The sequence below is a fragment of the Pseudomonas fluorescens genome (assembly GCF_001623525.1).
In the GTDB taxonomy this organism is placed as follows: domain Bacteria; phylum Pseudomonadota; class Gammaproteobacteria; order Pseudomonadales; family Pseudomonadaceae; genus Aquipseudomonas; species Aquipseudomonas fluorescens_Q.
The window spans coordinates 849,421-866,753 of the sequence record NZ_CP015225.1 but is presented as its reverse complement, the minus strand read 5'-3'; the positions used below and the strand labels follow the sequence as shown (position 1 = coordinate 866,753).

Sequence of the window (17,333 nt, the reverse complement as noted above, 5' to 3'; positions counted from 1 at the left end):
TAGTAGAGGTGTCGACCAAATACTGGCGACATCTCTATAGTTGATGTACGCCATTTGCGAGGTGAGCAATGGGCCCTGTCGTTACCGCACGTCCTCCCCAAACCCTTTATGTGACCATTCGTCGCGATGAATTGCGCCTACTCAAGGAAGAACGCGATCTACTGCTTGATGAAGTGACGCAGTTGCGCATGCAGTTGCAATACGCACAGCTGCCCCACCAGAACCAGTCCCTGGCTCGGTAACCGTCCCCGGAGGCACGGTTGAAGAAGTGACGCTGGTCAAACAGTGTCACTTCCATGTAGTCCTGCCGTGCCCACTTGCGGCGAGAATTCTATCTGTGGGAGCAAGGCTTGCCCGCGATGAACGATAACGCGGTTCAGCGGTACGACCGCGGCGCGGCTATCGCGGGCAAGCCTTGCTCCCACAGGTCCCGCCCCTAGAGACAAATCCCCTTGCCACAGGTGCATTCGCACCTCACGTGCGTTTTGTATCCGAAAAACTCACAAAGTTTTCACAACCGACTCGTAATACTTCCCGCCTTTAAGGTTGTTCGGCGCATGCCTGCGGTCACCAATCCGGTGCCGACAGCTTCGTCGACAAAGGCTGGAGCGCTTGATGAGTTTGTTCAAACGCAGCAAAACGACTGCGAAAGGTTTCGACTGGGCCGGGCTTGGCTGGCTGTTTCTGTTCTTCTGGTACTTCTCTGGCATCACCCAACTGCTCATTCTGTTGAGCGACACCTCCGGCTTCACCGGCTTTCGCCAAGCGTTCGTGATGAGCGCGGTGTGGTTGGCGCCCCTGCTGCTCTTCCCCGCCCGCACGCGCGTGCTCGCCGCCTTGATCGGCGTGGTGCTGTGGGCCTGCTCCATGGCCAGCCTGGGCTACTTCTTCATTTACCAGCAAGAGTTTTCCCAGAGCGTCATCTTCATCATGTTCGAATCGAACGTGTCTGAAGCCGGCGAATACCTGACACAGTATTTTGCCTGGTGGATGGTGGCGGCGTTCCTGGCCCACACCGCCGTCGGCTATTGGCTCTGGACTCGCCTGCGCCCGGTGTACCTGCCCCGGGGCCAGGCCATGGTCGCCGCAGCCGTCATCGTGCTCGCCGTGGCCGGTTATCCGCTGGTCAAGCAAACCCTGCGCACCGGCAGTTTCGCCGGTGGCTTGGAGAAATTCGAGAATCGCATCGAGCCGGCCGTCCCGTGGCAGATGCTGGTGGCCTATCGTCGCTACGGTGAACAGTTGGAGAACATGCAAGGCATGCTCCACAGCGCCAGCAAGATCGCGCCACTGCGCAACCTCAAGGACGCCATGGCCGACCAACCGGCCACTCTGGTGCTGGTGATCGGTGAATCCACCAACCGCCAGCGCATGAGCCTCTACGGTTACCCGCGCGAAACCACGCCTGAGCTGGACAAGCTCAAGGACCAGCTGTCGGTGTTCGATAACGTCATCACCCCACGCCCCTACACCATCGAAGCGCTGCAGCAGGTGCTGACGTTCGCCGACGAACAGAACCCGGACCTGTACCTGAGCACCCCGTCGCTGGTGAGCATGATGAAACAGGCCGGCTACAAGACCTTCTGGATCACCAACCAGCAGACCATGACCAAGCGCAACACCATGCTCACGACGTTTTCCCAGCAGGCCGACGAGCAGGTGTACCTGAACAACAACCGCAATCAGAATGCCGCGCAGTACGATGGCGATGTGATCGAGCCGTTCAACAAAGCCCTGGCCGACAGCGCCCCGCGCAAGCTGATCGTGGTGCATCTGCTCGGCACCCATATGAGCTACCAGTACCGGTATCCGCCGACCTTCAACAAGTTCACCGACCGCCAAGGCGTACCGGCGGGCGTGCGTGATGATCAGGTCCCGACCTACAACAGCTACGATAACGCGGTGCTGTACAACGACTTCGTCGTGTCCAGCCTGATCAAGGACTACGCCAAGACCGACCCCAACGGCTTCCTGCTGTACCTGTCTGACCATGGTGAAGACGTGTTCGACTCCGCCGGCCACGACACACTGGGCCGTAACGAAGGCAAGCCGACCGCGCCGATGTACACCATCCCCTTCATGGCCTGGGCCTCGCCCAAGTGGCGCGAAAGCCATGACTGGAACTTTGCCGGCGACCTGTCGCGTCCCTACAGCAGCTCGCACCTGATTCACACCTGGGCAGACCTGGCAGGCTTGAGTTTTGACGAGCTGGACCGCAGCAAGAGCCTGGTCAGCGATGACTTCAAGGCCCGGCCGCTGCTGATCGGCGACCCCTATCAAACCCCACGCAAGGCCCTGATCGACTTCAGCCTGATGCAGCCCAAGGCACCGACGACCGCAGTCGTGCAGAAATAACCGAAACCCATCAAAAGCCCGCTTTTACAGGGGCTTGATCCAGAACTCCATAGGCCCGTGGGCCGGGTCGAACATGCCGGCGGCAAAGCCGAACTTGGCATAGCTGGCCTGGGCCACGGCATTGCCCTCCAGCACTTCCAGGGTAATCTTGCAGCAACCACGCTGGCGGGCGATGCCCTCAACCTTCTGCAACATCTTCTGGCTCAACCCGAGGCCGCGAAACTCCGGCATCACCGCCATGTCGTGGATGTTCACCAGTGGCCGGCAGGCAAAGGTTGAAAAACCCTCGAAACAATTGACCAGCCCCGCCGGTTCGCCGTTGACGAAAGCCAACACGCTGAAGGCATGAGGGCGCTTGGCCAGTTCCTCGGGCAGGTGCAGCAGCACCTCGGCCGGCAAGGGATGCCCCCCGCCCATCGGGTCCTGCGCATAGCCATTGAGCACATGACAGATCGCTTCTGCGTGGACCGGGTTGGTGTAGCTGGCTTGCAGTACAAGGATGTCCTTGGCTTCTTCCATGATCTTCCATCTCACTTCGTTAGTGCCGCTGGCTCGAAGCCGTCGCCGGGATACAGGTCAGGCTTGCTGACCAAAACGTTGCATTTGCATTTCCTGGAGGCGGCTGAGGGTACGGCGAAACGGGAATTGCAGATAGCCCTCGGTATACAACTCATCCATCGGCACCTGGGCCGAAAGGCACAACGGCACCTTGCGGTCATAACATTCGTCGACCAGGGCGATGAAGCGCCGTACGCCATCGTCATGGATCGACAACTGCGGCAATTCGCGATCACCGGCCACGACCCGTTCAACGCCGTCCTCGGTGCCACGGGCAATGCGCCCTTCGCGCTGTTCGGCGCTCAGGCACGGAACATCACTGAGCAGGATGACGCTGAAGCGGTCGCACAGCGCCATGAAATCCAGCGCCGAGAACGGTTGCTCGCACAGGTCGGGGTAACGGCTCCAGAGCACGCTGTCGCTGGCCTGGACCGGTTCAAGCAGGCGATGACCGACCTTGATCGGCGCACTGCTCGACGCTTGCCCGCTGGTCAACTGGTTGAAGACGTCACCCAACGGATCAGGTTGCCCGGGATCGCGCAGCCAATAACGCTGCTGTAATTGGCCAGGGTGCTGGCGATGGTCTTGCCAGCCGTTCACCGGCACGACCTGCATATATCGATTGATCGCGGTGATGGTCGGCAGGAAACGCTCACGGTTGTGGCCGTTGGCATAGAGCTCCTCCGGCGGCAGGTTGGAGGTACTGACCATGACCATCCCCAACTCGAACATCACCTGGAACAGGCGCCCGAGGATGATTGCATCGCCAATGTCGTTGACGAACAGTTCGTCGAAACACAGCACCCGTACTTCAGCGCTCAACTCCCGAGCCAGGGCCTGCAAAGGATCCGGCGTGCCTGTGAGCTGGAACGAACGCTGATGCACCCACGCCATGAAATGGTGGAAGTGTTGTCGACGGGCCGGCACCCTGAGGCTTTCATAAAAGCGGTCCATCAGCCAGGTCTTGCCACGTCCCACCGGGCCCCAGAGATAAACGCCCTTGATCGCCTTGCGACCTTCGTGCAACGCCTTGTGGCATTGCTCCAGTGTCATGATGGCCAGTTCCTGGGCCTCGTCCTGGACGAAGCCGTGGTGTTCGATGGCATGCTGCCAGGCACTCAAGGGGGAGTCGAAAGTCATACGGCCCGGGTCCGGAATACGAAGGTGGGGAGTATGCCATGCGAAACGCTCAGAAGAACCGTGCAGACTGTGGCGAGGGGATTTATCCCCGCTCGGCTGCGAAGCAGACGCCAGGCCTCAAACCGTATGGGCCTGCTTCACGCCCTGAGCTCTTCCGTCAACATGCTTTCGTTGCCTCCGGTGCTCTTATCAAAGGCGAGTCGTGGCGGGCCAAGGCTTGTAAATAGACGCTCTCGTCATACTGGGATCCAGCATTCCAGCACCGATAAACGATCCTGATCCATTTAAAAGCCAGTGCCCTCAGGGCTGCTTGATGAGAGCAGCCTTTGGCCTTCTGTTGGCGATAGTACGCCCCTGCCCATACCGATTGATTGATGCTGTGGGCAGCCCACTCGACAAATGTCTGGCGCAAAAAGGTTGAACATTGATAGCGCCAGCGAACGATTTTCTTCTTGCCACTGCGCTCGGTAACCGGAGCGATCCCGGCATATCGCTGCATAGCACCAGCATCCTTGAAGCGATCACGTTGCTCACCAAAAGCTACCATTAGCCGTGGTGCAAGCTGTTGCCCGGCTCCAGGCAAGGATTTGAAGAGGCTGTAATCGGCCAGGGTATTGGCCGTTTCTTCGATCGCCGCATCAAACTGCTTGATCGCCACCAGCATCCCACTCAGTTGCGATGCCAGGGTCCGCACATACAGCGCTGAAGGGTTAACAATCCCCGGATCCTCTGTCAGCGGCGTGGCCTTGAGGATCAAGGCCAGACGCTGCTGATTGAGTTCTGCATGGCGAACATTATGCGCGTTAAGAAACTTCAAAACGCTTGTAGGCCGAGCACGTTTAAGTGTTTCCAACGTCGACCAGCGCTCCAGGAAATCACAGAACACCTGTGTGTCATGATCGTGGAACAACTCCAGCGCCAACGGATAGTACTGCTTGAGCATGCAAACCAACCGATTACTGATTCTTACCCGCTCATCAACCAAGGTTCTCCGATGTTCAGTCAAGCTAGCCAGAGAACGTATGGCAGGACTTTGTTTCTCCTGCTGGGGAAATCTGTCGGGATGCTTGAGCAATAGCTCAAGTGCCCACTGGGCATCGCTCGGATCGTCCTTCGCACCGCTGGGAACGAAGGCCTTACGCTGCTTGGCTAAGGTGGCGGGGTTGATCGGGAACAAACAAAAAAAATCATATTTTTGCAGGGCCGCTATCAACGGTCCTTTGTCTAACTCCACGGCAATGGCGATAGGACCGCCATAACGCTGATACAGCGCATGAGCCCATTGATCAATAGCTTCGGGGTTGTGTCGGATGACCGAGAAGCACCGCTGGGCTTGCCCAGCAACCTGCAAACAGACGTCATGTTTGGTATCGGCCCAATCAATTCCGATATAAGCAGTGAATTTCTGAGACAAGAGCGTTTGCATCGCACACCTCCACAGACGCTAAAGTACATGCAGGAACATGCATGCTTGCGTCCAGCGAAGGCGATATAGAGAGCCGTGCCCGGCTTTCCCTGAGTGTTCGTTAGAGGGCGCAAGCGCACCTGCTGGGCTCGAAGGTGAAGCAGTAATCATCGAGATGCGTTGCAGCCCTATTCGTAGCTCGCAGGTGCATGTTCCTTCCTCGCAACAACCGGACTCCAGCGAGTATCAGTATGGGGGAGCAAGGAACGGACTACCTATATCGCAGTCCAGCGGGGATAAATCCCCTCGCCACAATAGTGTTCACATAACAGGGTGCAGACTGCTAAATCGAGATATCCAACCGGCTGATCTTGCCCTGCTCATCGAGCCGAAAGGTGTAGCGCAACTCCAGCGGGCTGCCGGGGAATGTCCCGGAGATCAGGTTTTTCACCAACACCTTGCCAGTGCGTTGCTGCACATTGAGGACTTCCACACGCGGCTGGAAGCGCCGGGCAGTGTCTTCCATCCATTGGGCGATGGCCTGGGTGCCAACACGGTGCTGGCCTTCATCGAATACGTTGGCATCCTCGGCGAAGAAACGCGTCACCGCCGAGCTGTCACGGGCATTGGCCGCCGCAATGTAGCCGGCGATGGCCGGGGCCAGGGAAGAGACGGGATTGGACATGGTACGGCTCCTTGTTTTATCGATCTGGCACCATGCTAGAACAGCGTTGTGTCAGTTTTTGTCAGGAGTGAACCGTCCGCTTTCGTCCAGCTTCATCAGCGCGAACCAGTCGCGCAGCAAGTCGCTGCGGCGGCCCGGATAGCGCTCGCCCTGCTCGGTGGCAGAAGCGATCCGGTCAGTGCGAAAAGTCCGATAGGCGCCGCGCAATTCGCACCAGGCCACCACCACCCGCGCCTCATTGAAAAAGCCCAGGGCTAGCGGCCAGATCAAGCGTTGGCTCGGGGTCTTGTTCACGTCGGCGTAATCGATGTGCAGCTTGGCCTGGGCACGAATGGCCTGGCGGTACACATTCAGTTCCACCGTGTTCTGCGGATAGCCATAACCCGGTGGGCCGGGCAGCACCGTGGGGTTGCGCAAAGCGTCTCGCACATCGGGGGCCAGCACTGCAGCGACCTTCGCCAGGGCGTCAGCGGCTGCCTTGCCCAACACCTCGTCGGCGCGCTGATCGACGTAGCGCAAGCCCAGCACAATGGCCTCGATTTCATCGGCGGTGAACATCAGTGGCGGCAGGAACAGGCCGCTGCGCAAGACATAACCGATGCCCGCTTCGCCCTGAATTGGCGCACCAAGGGCGGTGAGTTCGGCGATGTCGCGGTACAAGGTGCGCTCGGAAACGTTCAGTTCTCCCGCCAATGTCGCAGCGGTAACCGGGCAACGCTTGCCCCGCAAGACTTGCAGCAAAGTGAGCAACCGAGTGGTACGCGACACGATGGACTATCCAGAAGAAAAAAGTCGACGCAGATTAGCAGAGGCTGGTGTCAGAAACTGTCAGGAGCCCTCTTGCCATGTCTCGCATACATCGCTGTGGCATGGGCTTTTGTGGCTTTTGTGGCTTTTGTGGCTTTTGTGGCTTTTGTGGCTTTTGTGGCTTTTGTGGCTTTTGTGGCGAGGGAGCTTGCTCCCGCTCGGTTGCGCAGCAACCGCAAAAGCTTGGGGCCGCTACGCAGCCCAGCGGGAGCAAGCTCCCTCGCCACCAAAAGCGCCCTATCCAAGGGTTCGTGGGTTGCCATGGGGCACCTGTGGGGTATCGTGCTCAATCGCTTCCGGTTTTTTCATTCGTTGAGAGTCAAGCCATGCGCAGAATCCTCGGCCTTTCCGTTTTCCTGATACTGCTCAGTCTCAGCGCCTGCGCCCTCTTCCCGCACCGTGACCCGCTGAACATCAACGTGGTCGGCATCGAACCCTTGCCCAACCAGGGCCTGGAGGTGCGTTTCGCCGTGAAACTGCGCGTGCAGAACCCCAACGAAACCGCGATCGACTACAACGGCGTGGCGCTGGACCTGGAGGTCAACGACCGTACGCTGGCAACGGGGGTCAGTGACCAGAGCGGTTCGATCCCGCGCTTTTCCGAGGCGATCCTCAGTGTCCCGGTGAGCATTTCGGCGTTTTCGGTGTTGCGCCAGACCTTGGGCCTGAGCCAGACCCAAAGCCTGGACAACCTGCCCTATGTGCTCAAGGGCAAGCTCGCCGGCGGCGTATTCGGCACCCTGCGCTTCGTTGACCGCGGAACCCTCGACCTGCCGGGCTCCGCCGCCAACTGGTGAATCACGCCGTGAAACGCACGCCGGGCTTGGCGCGCTCGTCCACCACCAACTCGAACACATCTGGCCTGGCGTAATGCCCCACCACGTCATAGTCGTAACGCGCCCGCACCAGCTCATCGGTGTCGATTTCGGCAATCAGTAGCCCAGCCGTGTCCTTCAGCGGCCCCGCGAGTACATCGCCCATGGGGCCGACAATCACGCTGCCTCCAGCAATCAGCGGCCGCTCGGCCGGCCAGTGCGCGACCTCGATACCCAGGGCCTGCGGCGAGGCCTGGACCTGACAGGCACTGACCACAAAACAGCGACCTTCGTGGGCGATATGGCGCATGGTCACCTGCCACATCTCCCGCTCATCCACCGTCGGCGCACACCAGACTTCCACCCCTTTGGCGTACATCGCGGTGCGCAGCAGCGGCATCATGTTTTCCCAGCACACCGCCGCGCCGACCCGACCGACCTGGCTGTCGATCACCGGCAAGGTCGAGCCGTCGCCCTTGCCCCAGATCAGCCGCTCGGTGCCGGTGGGCATCAACTTGCGGTGCCGGGCCACCAGGCCCGCATCGGGTTCGAAATACAGCGCGGTGCAGTACAAGGTGCTGCCGACACGCTCGATGACGCCCAGCACCAGGCTCGCCCCCGTACGCGCCGATAGCCCGGCCAGCGCTTCGGTTTCAACGCCAGGCACGTCAATGGCATTGGCAAAATAGCGGGCAAACGCCTCGCGTCCCTCCGGCAACCGGTAACCCAGTTGAGTCCCGAACGCTTCGCCCTTGGGATAGCCACCCAGCAGCGCTTCAGGCATCACCACCAGGCGCGCGCCAGCCTCGCGAATGGCTTCTTCGTAGGAAAGGATCTGTGCCAGGGTCTCGCCCTTGCCGCCAGGCAACGAGCCGATCTGCAGGGCAGCCACAATGGATTTGGGCATGGTTTTTCAACTCCTTGATCATCAGGTGTTGCCGATTCTCAGGCAGCGGCCGATCATGAATAAAGCCCCGAATACTGCTAAATGATATGAGCCTTATGAATATCGCCGACATCGACCTCAATCTGCTGAAGACCTTCGAAGCCCTGCATGACGAATCCAGCGCCAGCCGCGCCGCCGTGCGCCTGGGCGTGACCCAGTCGGCCATCAGCGCAGCGCTGCGCAGGCTTCGCGGTTTGTATGACGATCAATTATTCGTGCGCACCGGCCGGGGCCTGGCGCCGACGCTGCGGGCCAACCAGCTCAAGCCGGTGATCAGCGAAGCACTGGATAAATGCCGCCAGAGCCTGGCGATGGTCGACCCGGATGCCAGCCATTACGAAGGCCGCTCGGTCATCGTCGGCCTGTCGGACGATTTCGAGATTGCCCATGGGCGACGCTTGATCGAAGAAGTGGCCGACCGAGCGCCGGGCCTGCGCTTGATTTTCCGCCAGACCCACAGCCAGATCGTCGGCCGGGCCCTGATGGAGCGCGAACTTGACCTGGCGATCACGGCGGGCGGTTTCGCCCAGCGGTTGCTCAGCCGCCAGGTGTTGGGCGAAGGCGATTACGCCTGCCTCCTGGACCCGGCGAGCCTGGCGCAGGGCCAACAATCCCTCAGCCTGGAGGCGTTCGTGGCCCGTGAACATCTGCTGGTGTCTTCAGATGGTTTCATCGGTATCACCGACGAAGGGCTGGCCGGGCTTGGCCTGAGCCGGCGAGTCTGTGCCTCGACCACCCACTTTGCCGCGTTGCCGTTCCTGCTCAAGGGCAGCCAGGCCGTGGCGACGATTCCGGCCCATGCCGCCCGGGCCATCGCCGACCTCAGCGGCCTGGCCTTGCTGCCCTGCCCCCTGGCCTTGCCCCGCTACCCTATCGAACTGGGATGGCGAACCCACACGCAAATGGAGCCGACAATGCTAAAGGTTCGCGAGGCCATTACGGCAACATTCACCTAAGGCTTACTTGTTGGCAGCCATCAGTCGATTGACTTCACTGCGTACCATGTTGGCGTACTCCGGCGGCGACATGCCGTCCAGTTCGGCACGCACCCACTCGGCCCACTTGCCCTTGCGTTTGGAGCGCTCGCCGAACAAGCGGGCAGCATCGCCCTTGGCTTTGCCCAGGTTGTTTTGCCACAGTTCAAAAAGTCGGGATTTTTCGTCTTCCAGCGCGGCGCGCTCGGCCAAGGGCTTGTCAGCCAGATTGAAGCTCATGGGAATTACCTGTTGCGTAAATAGGCGCCATCTTACACCTTGCAGGGAAACGTCTTAACCACGATTTGTGATGGGCTGCGCCGACAAGGCCAAACGTTGCAACTTTTGCACAAGCGCAGCACTCCATTGATCAATGCCATCATCAGCAAGGAGTACTTCAATGGCCCGTAAAAGCACCGTGCAAGCGAATGGAGAGCAAATCAAGGATCAAGCCTTCAGCGAACTGAAGGCGTTGATCGAAGAATCGGAAAAGCTGCTCAAAAGCAGTGCCTCGCTGGTAGGCGAAGATGCTGAAAACCTGCGCGGCCAGATCTCCCAGAAACTGCAACAAGCGCTTGATTCGGTTGCCAGCGCACGAGAGCGTACCCGCCCCATGGTCGACGCCACTGAAGTCTATATTGGCGGCCACCCCTGGCAGACCGTGGCGATTTCCGCCGGTTTCGGGCTGGTGGTGGGTTTGTTGCTAGGACGGCGTTAACCATCACAAACCAGCCCCCGGACCTCATGGGGAGCGAGCTTGCTCGCGATGACGGTGTGTCAGGCAACCTCTCTGCTGCTAAGCCACCGCTATCGCGAGCAAGCTCGCTCCCACAGGCGTTTGTGGATGAGTCTGCCATTCATCCACATCCACAAGGTCTTGCTTTAAGCCACAGGTCCCGCCCGCAAAATCGACGCATCCTCCCCGCGATACAACGCCTCCACCTTCCCCGCCCGCCACTGCAACACCGCCCGTTGGTTGATCGAGCCCTTGTCAGTGATTTCACCGCGGTCGATGGACGCCGGTTCATCGAGCAAGGCGATCCACTCCACGCGACTGGCATTGCCGCTGGCTTCACGGTTCAGGCGTCGCAGCCAGTCGGCGAACCATTGGCGCACCGTCGGGCTGGCAAGAACCTGGGCGTCACTGGCGTCCCCGCCCAGCCCGGACAAGCGCCGGCATTCAGCAAGCCGTGGGAACACCAGCGCCCCCAGGCACTCGCGATCCGGTGCGGTAATCACCAGGTCCTGGACGTAGGGCGTGCCCTCCAGCACCGCCCGATTGCGCAACGGCCCGACACTGACGAACACACCGGAAGACAATTTGAAATCCTCGGCGATCCGCCCATCGAACATCAGCCCCAGTTGCGGATTGCTGGCGTCGGCCAGCTTGATCGCATCCCCCGAACAGTAGAAACCATCCTCGTCGAATACCTCGGCAGTTTGCTGCGGCGAGCGCCAGTAGCCGGGCATGATGTGCGGCCCGCGAAAACGCCCTTCGAACTTGCCGTCCACTGGCACCAGGCGCACCTCGCAGCCAGGCGCTGGAAGGCCGATGTAGCCGGCCATGGACAACGGCCCGGTGGTGAAGGTGCAGGACGGCGCCGCCTCGGTCATGCCCAGGCCCGCCATCATGCGGATACGTTCGCCGCAATGCTGTTCGGCGACCTTGTCGAGCCGGTCCCAGGTACTTTGGGACAAGCCCGCCGCGGCAAAGAAGAACAGGCTGATGCGTTTGAAGAATCGCTCGCGCAATTCATCGTCCTGCTCCAGGGCGTTGACCAATTCCTCCCAGCCCTTGGGCACGGTCAGGTAGGCGGTAGGCGAGATTTCCTTGAGGTTGCGCAGGGTTTCGGCGAAGCCCTGGGCGGTGGGTTTGCCGTCGTCCAGGTAGAACGTGCCGCCGTTGTACAACACGATGCCAACGTTGTGGCTGCCACCGAACGTATGATTCCACGGCAACCAGTCCACCAGCACCGGCGGCGCCTCGCCGAACACCGGAAAGGTCTGCAGCAGCATCTGCTGATTGGCGCAAAGCATACGCTGGGTGGTGATCACCGCCTTGGGCAGCTTGGTGGAGCCTGAGGTAAACAGGAACTTGGCGATGCTGTCCGGGCCGGTGGCAGCGAACGCCTGCTCGGCCTCGGCGCCGCCGGGTTGGACCAGCAGGCTGGCGAAGCTTGTCCTCGACCGGCCGGCTATCTCGCCACGCACTGTGATCAAGGGCACGTCCGCCGGCAATACGGCAGTGATCGCGCGCTCGAACGGTGCGGCCTCACTGACGAACACCAGCCCCGGCTGCAACAGATCGCAGACATGACGCAGCTTGGCGAAATCCTGGGACAGCAATGAATAGGCCGGCGAAACCGGGCAATAGGGAATACCGGCGTACATCGCGCCGAGGGCCATTTGCAGGTGCTCGATGTCGTTGCCGGAGAGCAGCGCCAAGGGTTTTTCCGCCGATAAACCGTAACCGAGTAGGCTTTGGGCGATGGCTCGGACACTGTCGAGCATTTGGGCATAGCTGACTCGACGCCAGTCACCGCCGGCTTCACGGGCGGCGATAAACGTCTGCTCCGGGCGCACCTTGGCCCAGTGCACCAGGCGCTCGAGCAACCGCGCCGGCAGCGGGGCCAGGGGCTCCAGGGAGCGCATGTGCAAGATGCCACGCTCTTCCCGGACTTCCACGGCAGGATGACCAATCGATACCTGGCGATACCGCCCGGCCTCGGGTCGGGAGGACGATCTGGACTCGGAACTCACGTGCATTTCCTCCACCAAGGCACACTCGGGTCGCGATGCGAGCGGAGCGTGGCAGCACCAGGCTGCGGCCTTGTCATTATTATTCTGGCCTGCATCGGGGCGACGGCGTTCAAGGCTCGACCGCCCGCGATGCGACGGGTTTCAGATCGGGTAATGCCGGGGACCGTTCTGCAAAGTCACCCAACGCAGCTGGGTGAAATGCTCGATGGACGCCTTGCCGCCAAAGCTGCCGTAACCGCTGGACTTGACCCCACCGAAAGGCATCTGCGCCTCGTCGTGCACGGTCGGCCCGTTGATATGGCAAATGCCCGACTCCACCCGCTGGGCCAAGGCCAGCGCACGGGTGGTATCGCGGCTGAAAATGGCGGCCGACAGGCCGAACTCGGAATCGTTGGCCAGGCGCAGCAGCTCTTCATCGCCGTCACCGCGCAGCAACACGGCCACCGGCCCGAAGGACTCTTCGCGGTACAGGCGCATCTGAGGGGTGATGCCATCGAGCAACGTCGGCTGCAGGATACTGCCTTCCAACTGGCCACCGGTGACCAGCGTTGCGCCTTTGGCCAAGGCATCGTCGATCAGTCCCTTGATGCGCTGGCCGGCACTGACGTCGACCAACGAACCCAGTACCGAATCGCCGTCCGCCGGATCACCAGCGCGCAGGGTGGCGATCTTGGCGGCCAAGCGGGCGATGAACTCATCCGCCACACGGGCATCGACGATCAGTCGCTCGGTGGACATGCATATCTGGCCCTGGTTGAAGTAAGCGCCGAAGGCCGCCGCTTGCACCGCGGCGTCCAGGTCGGCGTCGTCCAGCACCAGCAGCGGCGCCTTGCCACCCAGTTCCAGCAGCGCCGGCTTGAGGTGGCGCGCCGACAGTTCGCCGACGATGCGTCCGACATGGGTCGAACCAGTGAAATTGACCCGGCGCACCGCCGGGTTGGCAATCAATCGCTCGACAATGGCCGGCGCATCCGCAGGTGCATTACAGATCACGTTGACCACGCCGTCACCCAGCCCTGCGTCCTGCAACACCTGGCCGATCAGCCGGTGCACTGCCGGGCTTATTTCAGAAGCCTTGAGCACCACGGTGTTACCGCAAGCCAGGGGCATGGCGATGGCGCGGGTGGCGAGAATCACCGGAGCATTCCAAGGGGCGATGCCCAGCACCACGCCGCAAGGCTGACGCAGGGCCATGGCGAAACTGCCAGGCACGTCCGAAGGAATGATTTCGCCATTGATCTGGGTGGTCATGGAAGCGGCTTCGCGCAGCATGTTCGCCGCCAGGTGCACGTTGAAACCGTACCAATTGGCCATGGCACCGGTCTCGCCGGCAGCAGCGACGAATTCATTGCTGCGGGCCTGCAACTGCTCGGCCGCACGCAACAGCCGCGTCCGGCGTTCGTTAGGCGCCAATGCGGCCCAGGCGGGAAACGCCGCTTGGGCAGCAGCTACCGCGGCGTCGGCATCTTCCAGAGTGGCGGCGGCCACGCGAGACACCACCTCGCCCGTCACCGGGTTGCAGCGTTCGAAGGTCCGGCCGTCACGGGCCGGGCACGACTGGCCGCCAATCAACAGGGGCACGTCCAGCATGGTGATTCCTCTTTATTGTCTTTATCGGGAATACATCGCAGCGGTGTAACAGTAGCGCCAGGGCGGCGCAGCGAACAGCGGGATGCGGCCCGCCATTCGCCGGTCGACTCAGCGCTTATAGGTTTGCAAGCCAGGCTTGATGCTCTTGTCGTCCAGAAACTGCTTCATGCCCTGCTCGCGGCCACCTTCGGTGTCGAGCAGGCGCGACTGATCGAGCTTGGCGTACAGGTAATCCTCGTTCTGCTCCCAGGTCAGTTCGCGGCAGCGCTTGAAACCATGCTTGGCGGCCCGCAGCACCACCGGGTTTTTCTCCAGCAGGTTGCGCGCCAGCGCCACGGTGACTTCACGCAGTTGCGCCAGGGGCACGCTTTCGTTGACCAGGCCCATTTCGGCGGCTTTTTGCCCGCCGAATGTCTTGCCGGTCATGATGTAGTACAGCGACTGGCGATGACCCACGGTATCGGCCATGGCCTTGCTGACGAGGTTGCCCGGCGGGATGCCCCAGTTGATTTCCGAGAGGCCGAAGGTCGCTTCGTCGGCGCAGATCGCCAGGTCGCACGCCACCAGAGGACTGAAACCGCCACCAAAGCACCAGCCGTTGACCATGGCGATGGTTGGCTTGGCGTACATGCGCAGCAGTTTCCATTGCCATTGCGACGCTTCGCGACGGATTTTTTCCTGGAGGATTTCCGGCCCCGCATCCACTTCGCGGAAATATTCCTTGAGGTCCATGCCAGCGGTCCAGGCGTCACCGGCCCCGGTCAGCACCAATACGCCAGCGGCCGGATCCTGCTCCAAGGTCTCGAGCACGTCGATCATCTCGCGGTTGAGGGTCGGGCTCATGGCGTTGCGTTTTTCCGGGCGATTGAGGGTGACCCAGGCGATGCCCTCCTCGATATCGACCTTGACCGTTTTCCAGCGACCTTCGTAATTGCTCATGATGCGTGCTCTCTTGTTCTTGGCTGAAGATGATCAAAAACTAAACCGGAAATTTAGTTATGTCAATTAACTATTAATCGGTTTATCTGTATTTTTCCGGGCCTGGATCGAAGGTTACAAATCTCGAATCTGCGCAAGCCCATAGCCAGGGCGTCGCAACCCCGGCAAACTGGATAGCCTTGTTAACCACTTACCTTGAGGAAGTTCACTTCGATGGCCAAGTCTTCCAAGCTTGCCGAACCCGCCGAGTCCCTGGCCGCCGGTACCGACGCGCAAGCGCCGCTGGACTCCGCACTGGATGACCTGATCGGTTACGCCCTGCGCCGCGCCCAGTTGAAACTGTTCCAGAACCTGATTGGCCGACTCGCCGTCCACGATCTGCGCCCTGCCCAGTTCTCGGCCCTGGCAATCATCGACCAGAATCCCGGCCTGATGCAGGCTGACCTGGCCAAGGCCCTGACGATCGAGCCACCGCAAGTGGTGCCGCTGCTGAACAAGTTGGAAAGCCGGGCCCTGGCCGTGCGCGTGCGGTGCAAGCCGGATAAACGCTCCTACGGGATTTTCCTGAGCAAAACTGGCGAAACGTTGCTCAAGGAACTCAAGCAAATCGCCGCGCAGAGTGACCTGGATTCCACGGCGACCCTTTCAGGGGCTGAGCGTGAGGAGTTGCTGCGGTTGTTGAAGAAGGTTTACCAACAGTAAGGCCAACGCTCCCCTGTGGTGAGGGGATTTATCCCCGCTGGGCTGCATAGCAGCCCTACTCCAGACACCTCGATCAATATGAAGTACCGAGGTAGCCGTTTGGGGGGGACTGCCGCGCAGTCCAACGGGGATAAATCCCCTCGCCACAAGAGCCATTATGTCCCCCGCTCCGAACAGAGCTCCCTTCGCCCAACAATGCATCACCAGATCGGCACGCTGTACGTCACCAGGAACCGGGTCTGGTTCTCGTCGCGAAACGCCGCCGTACCCGGGAAGTTGTTGCGATAGATCGATTTGCGTGCCAGCAGCCCGACGTTTTTCAGCGGGCCGCCCTGGATCACGTATCCCAGCTCCATCTGGAACTCACGCTCCTTGCGATCCTCGGCATTGAGGGCCGCCAGTTCGATGTGATCACCACGCACATAACGCAGTCGACTGCGCAGGCCCGGCACGCCCACGGCGGCAAAGTCGTAGTCATGGATCGCCTGCCAGGTGCGTTCCTTGGCATTGAGGAAATCCGAACTCATGGTCATTTCGCTCAAGCCCATCAGCTCGGTGCCGGACACATAAGGCGTGGCCGTATCACCACTGGAATGCATGTAGCCCAGGCTCACGCGATGGCCGCCCAGGCGATAGCCGACCAGCGCCGAAACGTTGCGGTTATCCACTTTGCCAGCCTTGGCCGCGCCGTCTTCGTCGCTGAAAAAACTGCGCAGGTCAGTGGTCAGGACACCATCGCCCAAGGGCAGGTTATGCAATAACGCCAAGGTGTTCTGTTCATACAAATCCGCCACTTCGGCGTGGTAAGCCCGCAGGCTGAGGTCTTTGTTGACCTGGTAGTCGCCGCCCCCATAAGCCATATGGGAAGAAGTCGCCGCACCGTTGAAACGACGGTTGGGCGAGGCGATGCTCATCGGTTGGTAGTCGGTGGAATCGCGCCGGGCGATGCGATCGATATAACCGGTGTTCAACGTCAAGCCGTCGATGTCCTTGGAACTGAGGGTCGTCCCGCGAAAAGTCTGCGGCAGCAGCCGCGATGGGCTGGCAAAGGCAAACGGCAGGAAGATCGACACATCGCCGGTCTTCACCGTGGTTTGCGCGAAACGCAGCTTACCGGTCACACCCAGGCGCGAATACTCATCCGCCGCACGCTTGTCGCTGCTCGATACCGGTAACAGTTCGGTGCCGCTTCGGTCAGGCGATGAGTCGAGCTTGATGCCCAGCAATCCCCTCACATCGAGGCCGAACCCAACCGTCCCTGGGGTAAACCCCGACTCGACGTTCATGAACACACCTTGAGCCCACTCCCTGGCCGCGGTCTTGGCGCCGCCGTCCTTGTAGTCGCGGTCCATGTAGTAATTGCGCAGGGTCAGGGTACCGTGGCTGTCGTCGATGAAGCCCTCCGCCCGCAAGGCAGGAGAACCCAGGCTCAGCCCGAGGCAGGCCAGCAGACTGGCGAACGAGAAAACAGGGCGCGCCATCGAGGCGTCCCGGGCAAGGTTTGGCATGTTCGATATCCACTTATTGTTGTTGTTTTGATCGGCCCAGCCTTGGTGATAGGGGCCGTGGGAACCAAGAATGGAAACCGCGAGGGCCCTTCGTCAATCAACACTGACCGATAATCGAACATTAATATCATTAACTAATTTACCAACTG

Annotated in this window: 17 protein-coding genes; 6 read left to right on the top strand and 11 right to left on the bottom strand. The window is 60.6% G+C overall.

Annotated features, from left to right (window positions below; translation table 11 throughout):
* The first annotated feature begins 68 nt into the window (after nt 1–68).
* A complete protein-coding gene (locus tag TK06_RS32650; RefSeq protein ID WP_170867344.1) occupies nt 69–242 on the top strand; it encodes a DUF6026 family protein in 174 nt (57 codons plus the stop codon).
* Between the two features lie 373 nt (nt 243–615).
* Nucleotides 616–2,355, top strand: coding sequence for a phosphoethanolamine transferase CptA (locus tag TK06_RS03735; RefSeq protein WP_063320879.1), 1,740 nt, complete (start codon nt 616–618; stop codon nt 2,353–2,355).
* Between the two features lie 24 nt (nt 2,356–2,379).
* Here TK06_RS03735 and TK06_RS03730 read toward each other — a convergent pair whose 3' ends face one another.
* The 5 genes from TK06_RS03730 to TK06_RS03710 all read right to left on the bottom strand — a co-directional run bounded on the left by TK06_RS03730 (nt 2,380) and on the right by TK06_RS03710 (nt 6,911).
* Complete coding sequence (locus tag TK06_RS03730) at nt 2,380–2,874, bottom strand: GNAT family N-acetyltransferase (protein ID WP_063320878.1); 495 nt, start codon at nt 2,872–2,874, stop codon at nt 2,380–2,382.
* A gap of 57 nt (nt 2,875–2,931) precedes the next feature.
* Nucleotides 2,932–4,053 (bottom strand): cell division protein ZapE, encoded by a 1,122-nt coding sequence (zapE, locus tag TK06_RS03725; protein WP_063320877.1) that lies wholly within the window; start codon nt 4,051–4,053, stop codon nt 2,932–2,934.
* Nucleotides 4,054–4,210: 157 nt separating this feature from the next.
* Nucleotides 4,211–5,479, bottom strand: a complete 1,269-nt coding sequence (locus TK06_RS03720) for an IS110 family transposase (protein WP_063320322.1) — start codon at nt 5,477–5,479, stop codon at nt 4,211–4,213.
* A 322-nt stretch (nt 5,480–5,801) separates the two neighbouring features.
* On the bottom strand, nt 5,802–6,143 hold the full coding sequence (locus TK06_RS03715; RefSeq protein WP_063320876.1) for a nuclear transport factor 2 family protein: 342 nt from the start codon (nt 6,141–6,143) through the stop codon (nt 5,802–5,804).
* Between the two features lie 51 nt (nt 6,144–6,194).
* The gene (locus TK06_RS03710; protein WP_063320875.1) at nt 6,195–6,911 is read right to left on the bottom strand and encodes a helix-turn-helix transcriptional regulator; all 717 of its coding nucleotides are present in this window, start codon (nt 6,909–6,911) and stop codon (nt 6,195–6,197) included.
* 365 nt (nt 6,912–7,276) lie between these two features.
* On the opposite strand from TK06_RS03710, the gene TK06_RS03705 reads away from it, so the two are divergent.
* Entirely contained in the window at nt 7,277–7,747 is a 471-nt protein-coding gene (locus tag TK06_RS03705; protein WP_063320874.1) for an LEA type 2 family protein, read from the top strand.
* Nucleotide 7,748: 1 nt separating this feature from the next.
* On the opposite strand, the gene TK06_RS03700 is transcribed toward TK06_RS03705, so the two are convergent.
* A complete protein-coding gene (locus TK06_RS03700) occupies nt 7,749–8,672 on the bottom strand; it encodes a carbon-nitrogen hydrolase family protein (protein WP_063320873.1) in 924 nt (307 codons plus the stop codon).
* Between the two features lie 86 nt (nt 8,673–8,758).
* Here TK06_RS03700 and TK06_RS03695 point away from each other — a divergent pair, with 86 nt between their 5' ends.
* Nucleotides 8,759–9,667 carry a LysR substrate-binding domain-containing protein gene (locus tag TK06_RS03695; RefSeq protein WP_086936556.1) on the top strand — a complete coding sequence of 303 codons (909 nt, stop codon included), beginning with the start codon at nt 8,759–8,761 and terminating at the stop codon, nt 9,665–9,667.
* A 3-nt stretch (nt 9,668–9,670) separates the two neighbouring features.
* Here TK06_RS03695 and TK06_RS03690 read toward each other — a convergent pair whose 3' ends face one another.
* Nucleotides 9,671–9,925: a hypothetical protein gene (locus tag TK06_RS03690; RefSeq protein ID WP_003181187.1), complete on the bottom strand. Its 255-nt coding sequence runs from the start codon at nt 9,923–9,925 to the stop codon at nt 9,671–9,673.
* Between the two features lie 160 nt (nt 9,926–10,085).
* Here TK06_RS03690 and TK06_RS03685 point away from each other — a divergent pair, with 160 nt between their 5' ends.
* The gene (locus tag TK06_RS03685) at nt 10,086–10,403 is read left to right on the top strand and encodes a DUF883 family protein (protein WP_063320871.1); all 318 of its coding nucleotides are present in this window, start codon (nt 10,086–10,088) and stop codon (nt 10,401–10,403) included.
* Nucleotides 10,404–10,567: 164 nt separating this feature from the next.
* Here TK06_RS03685 and TK06_RS03680 read toward each other — a convergent pair whose 3' ends face one another.
* The 3 genes from TK06_RS03680 to TK06_RS03670 form a co-directional block, all read right to left on the bottom strand.
* Complete coding sequence (locus TK06_RS03680) at nt 10,568–12,445, bottom strand: feruloyl-CoA synthase (protein WP_063325054.1); 1,878 nt, start codon at nt 12,443–12,445, stop codon at nt 10,568–10,570.
* A gap of 141 nt (nt 12,446–12,586) precedes the next feature.
* A complete protein-coding gene (locus tag TK06_RS03675; RefSeq protein ID WP_063320870.1) occupies nt 12,587–14,035 on the bottom strand; it encodes an aldehyde dehydrogenase in 1,449 nt (482 codons plus the stop codon).
* Between the two features lie 108 nt (nt 14,036–14,143).
* On the bottom strand, nt 14,144–14,974 hold the full coding sequence (locus TK06_RS03670) for a p-hydroxycinnamoyl CoA hydratase/lyase (RefSeq protein WP_063320869.1): 831 nt from the start codon (nt 14,972–14,974) through the stop codon (nt 14,144–14,146).
* A gap of 213 nt (nt 14,975–15,187) precedes the next feature.
* Here TK06_RS03670 and TK06_RS03665 point away from each other — a divergent pair, with 213 nt between their 5' ends.
* Nucleotides 15,188–15,676 (top strand): MarR family winged helix-turn-helix transcriptional regulator, encoded by a 489-nt coding sequence (locus TK06_RS03665; protein ID WP_063320868.1) that lies wholly within the window; start codon nt 15,188–15,190, stop codon nt 15,674–15,676.
* A gap of 200 nt (nt 15,677–15,876) precedes the next feature.
* Here the strand turns inward: TK06_RS03665 and TK06_RS03660 are convergent, their stop codons facing one another.
* The gene (locus tag TK06_RS03660; protein ID WP_063320867.1) at nt 15,877–17,184 is read right to left on the bottom strand and encodes an OprD family porin; all 1,308 of its coding nucleotides are present in this window, start codon (nt 17,182–17,184) and stop codon (nt 15,877–15,879) included.
* Nucleotides 17,185–17,333: the final 149 nt, after the last annotated feature.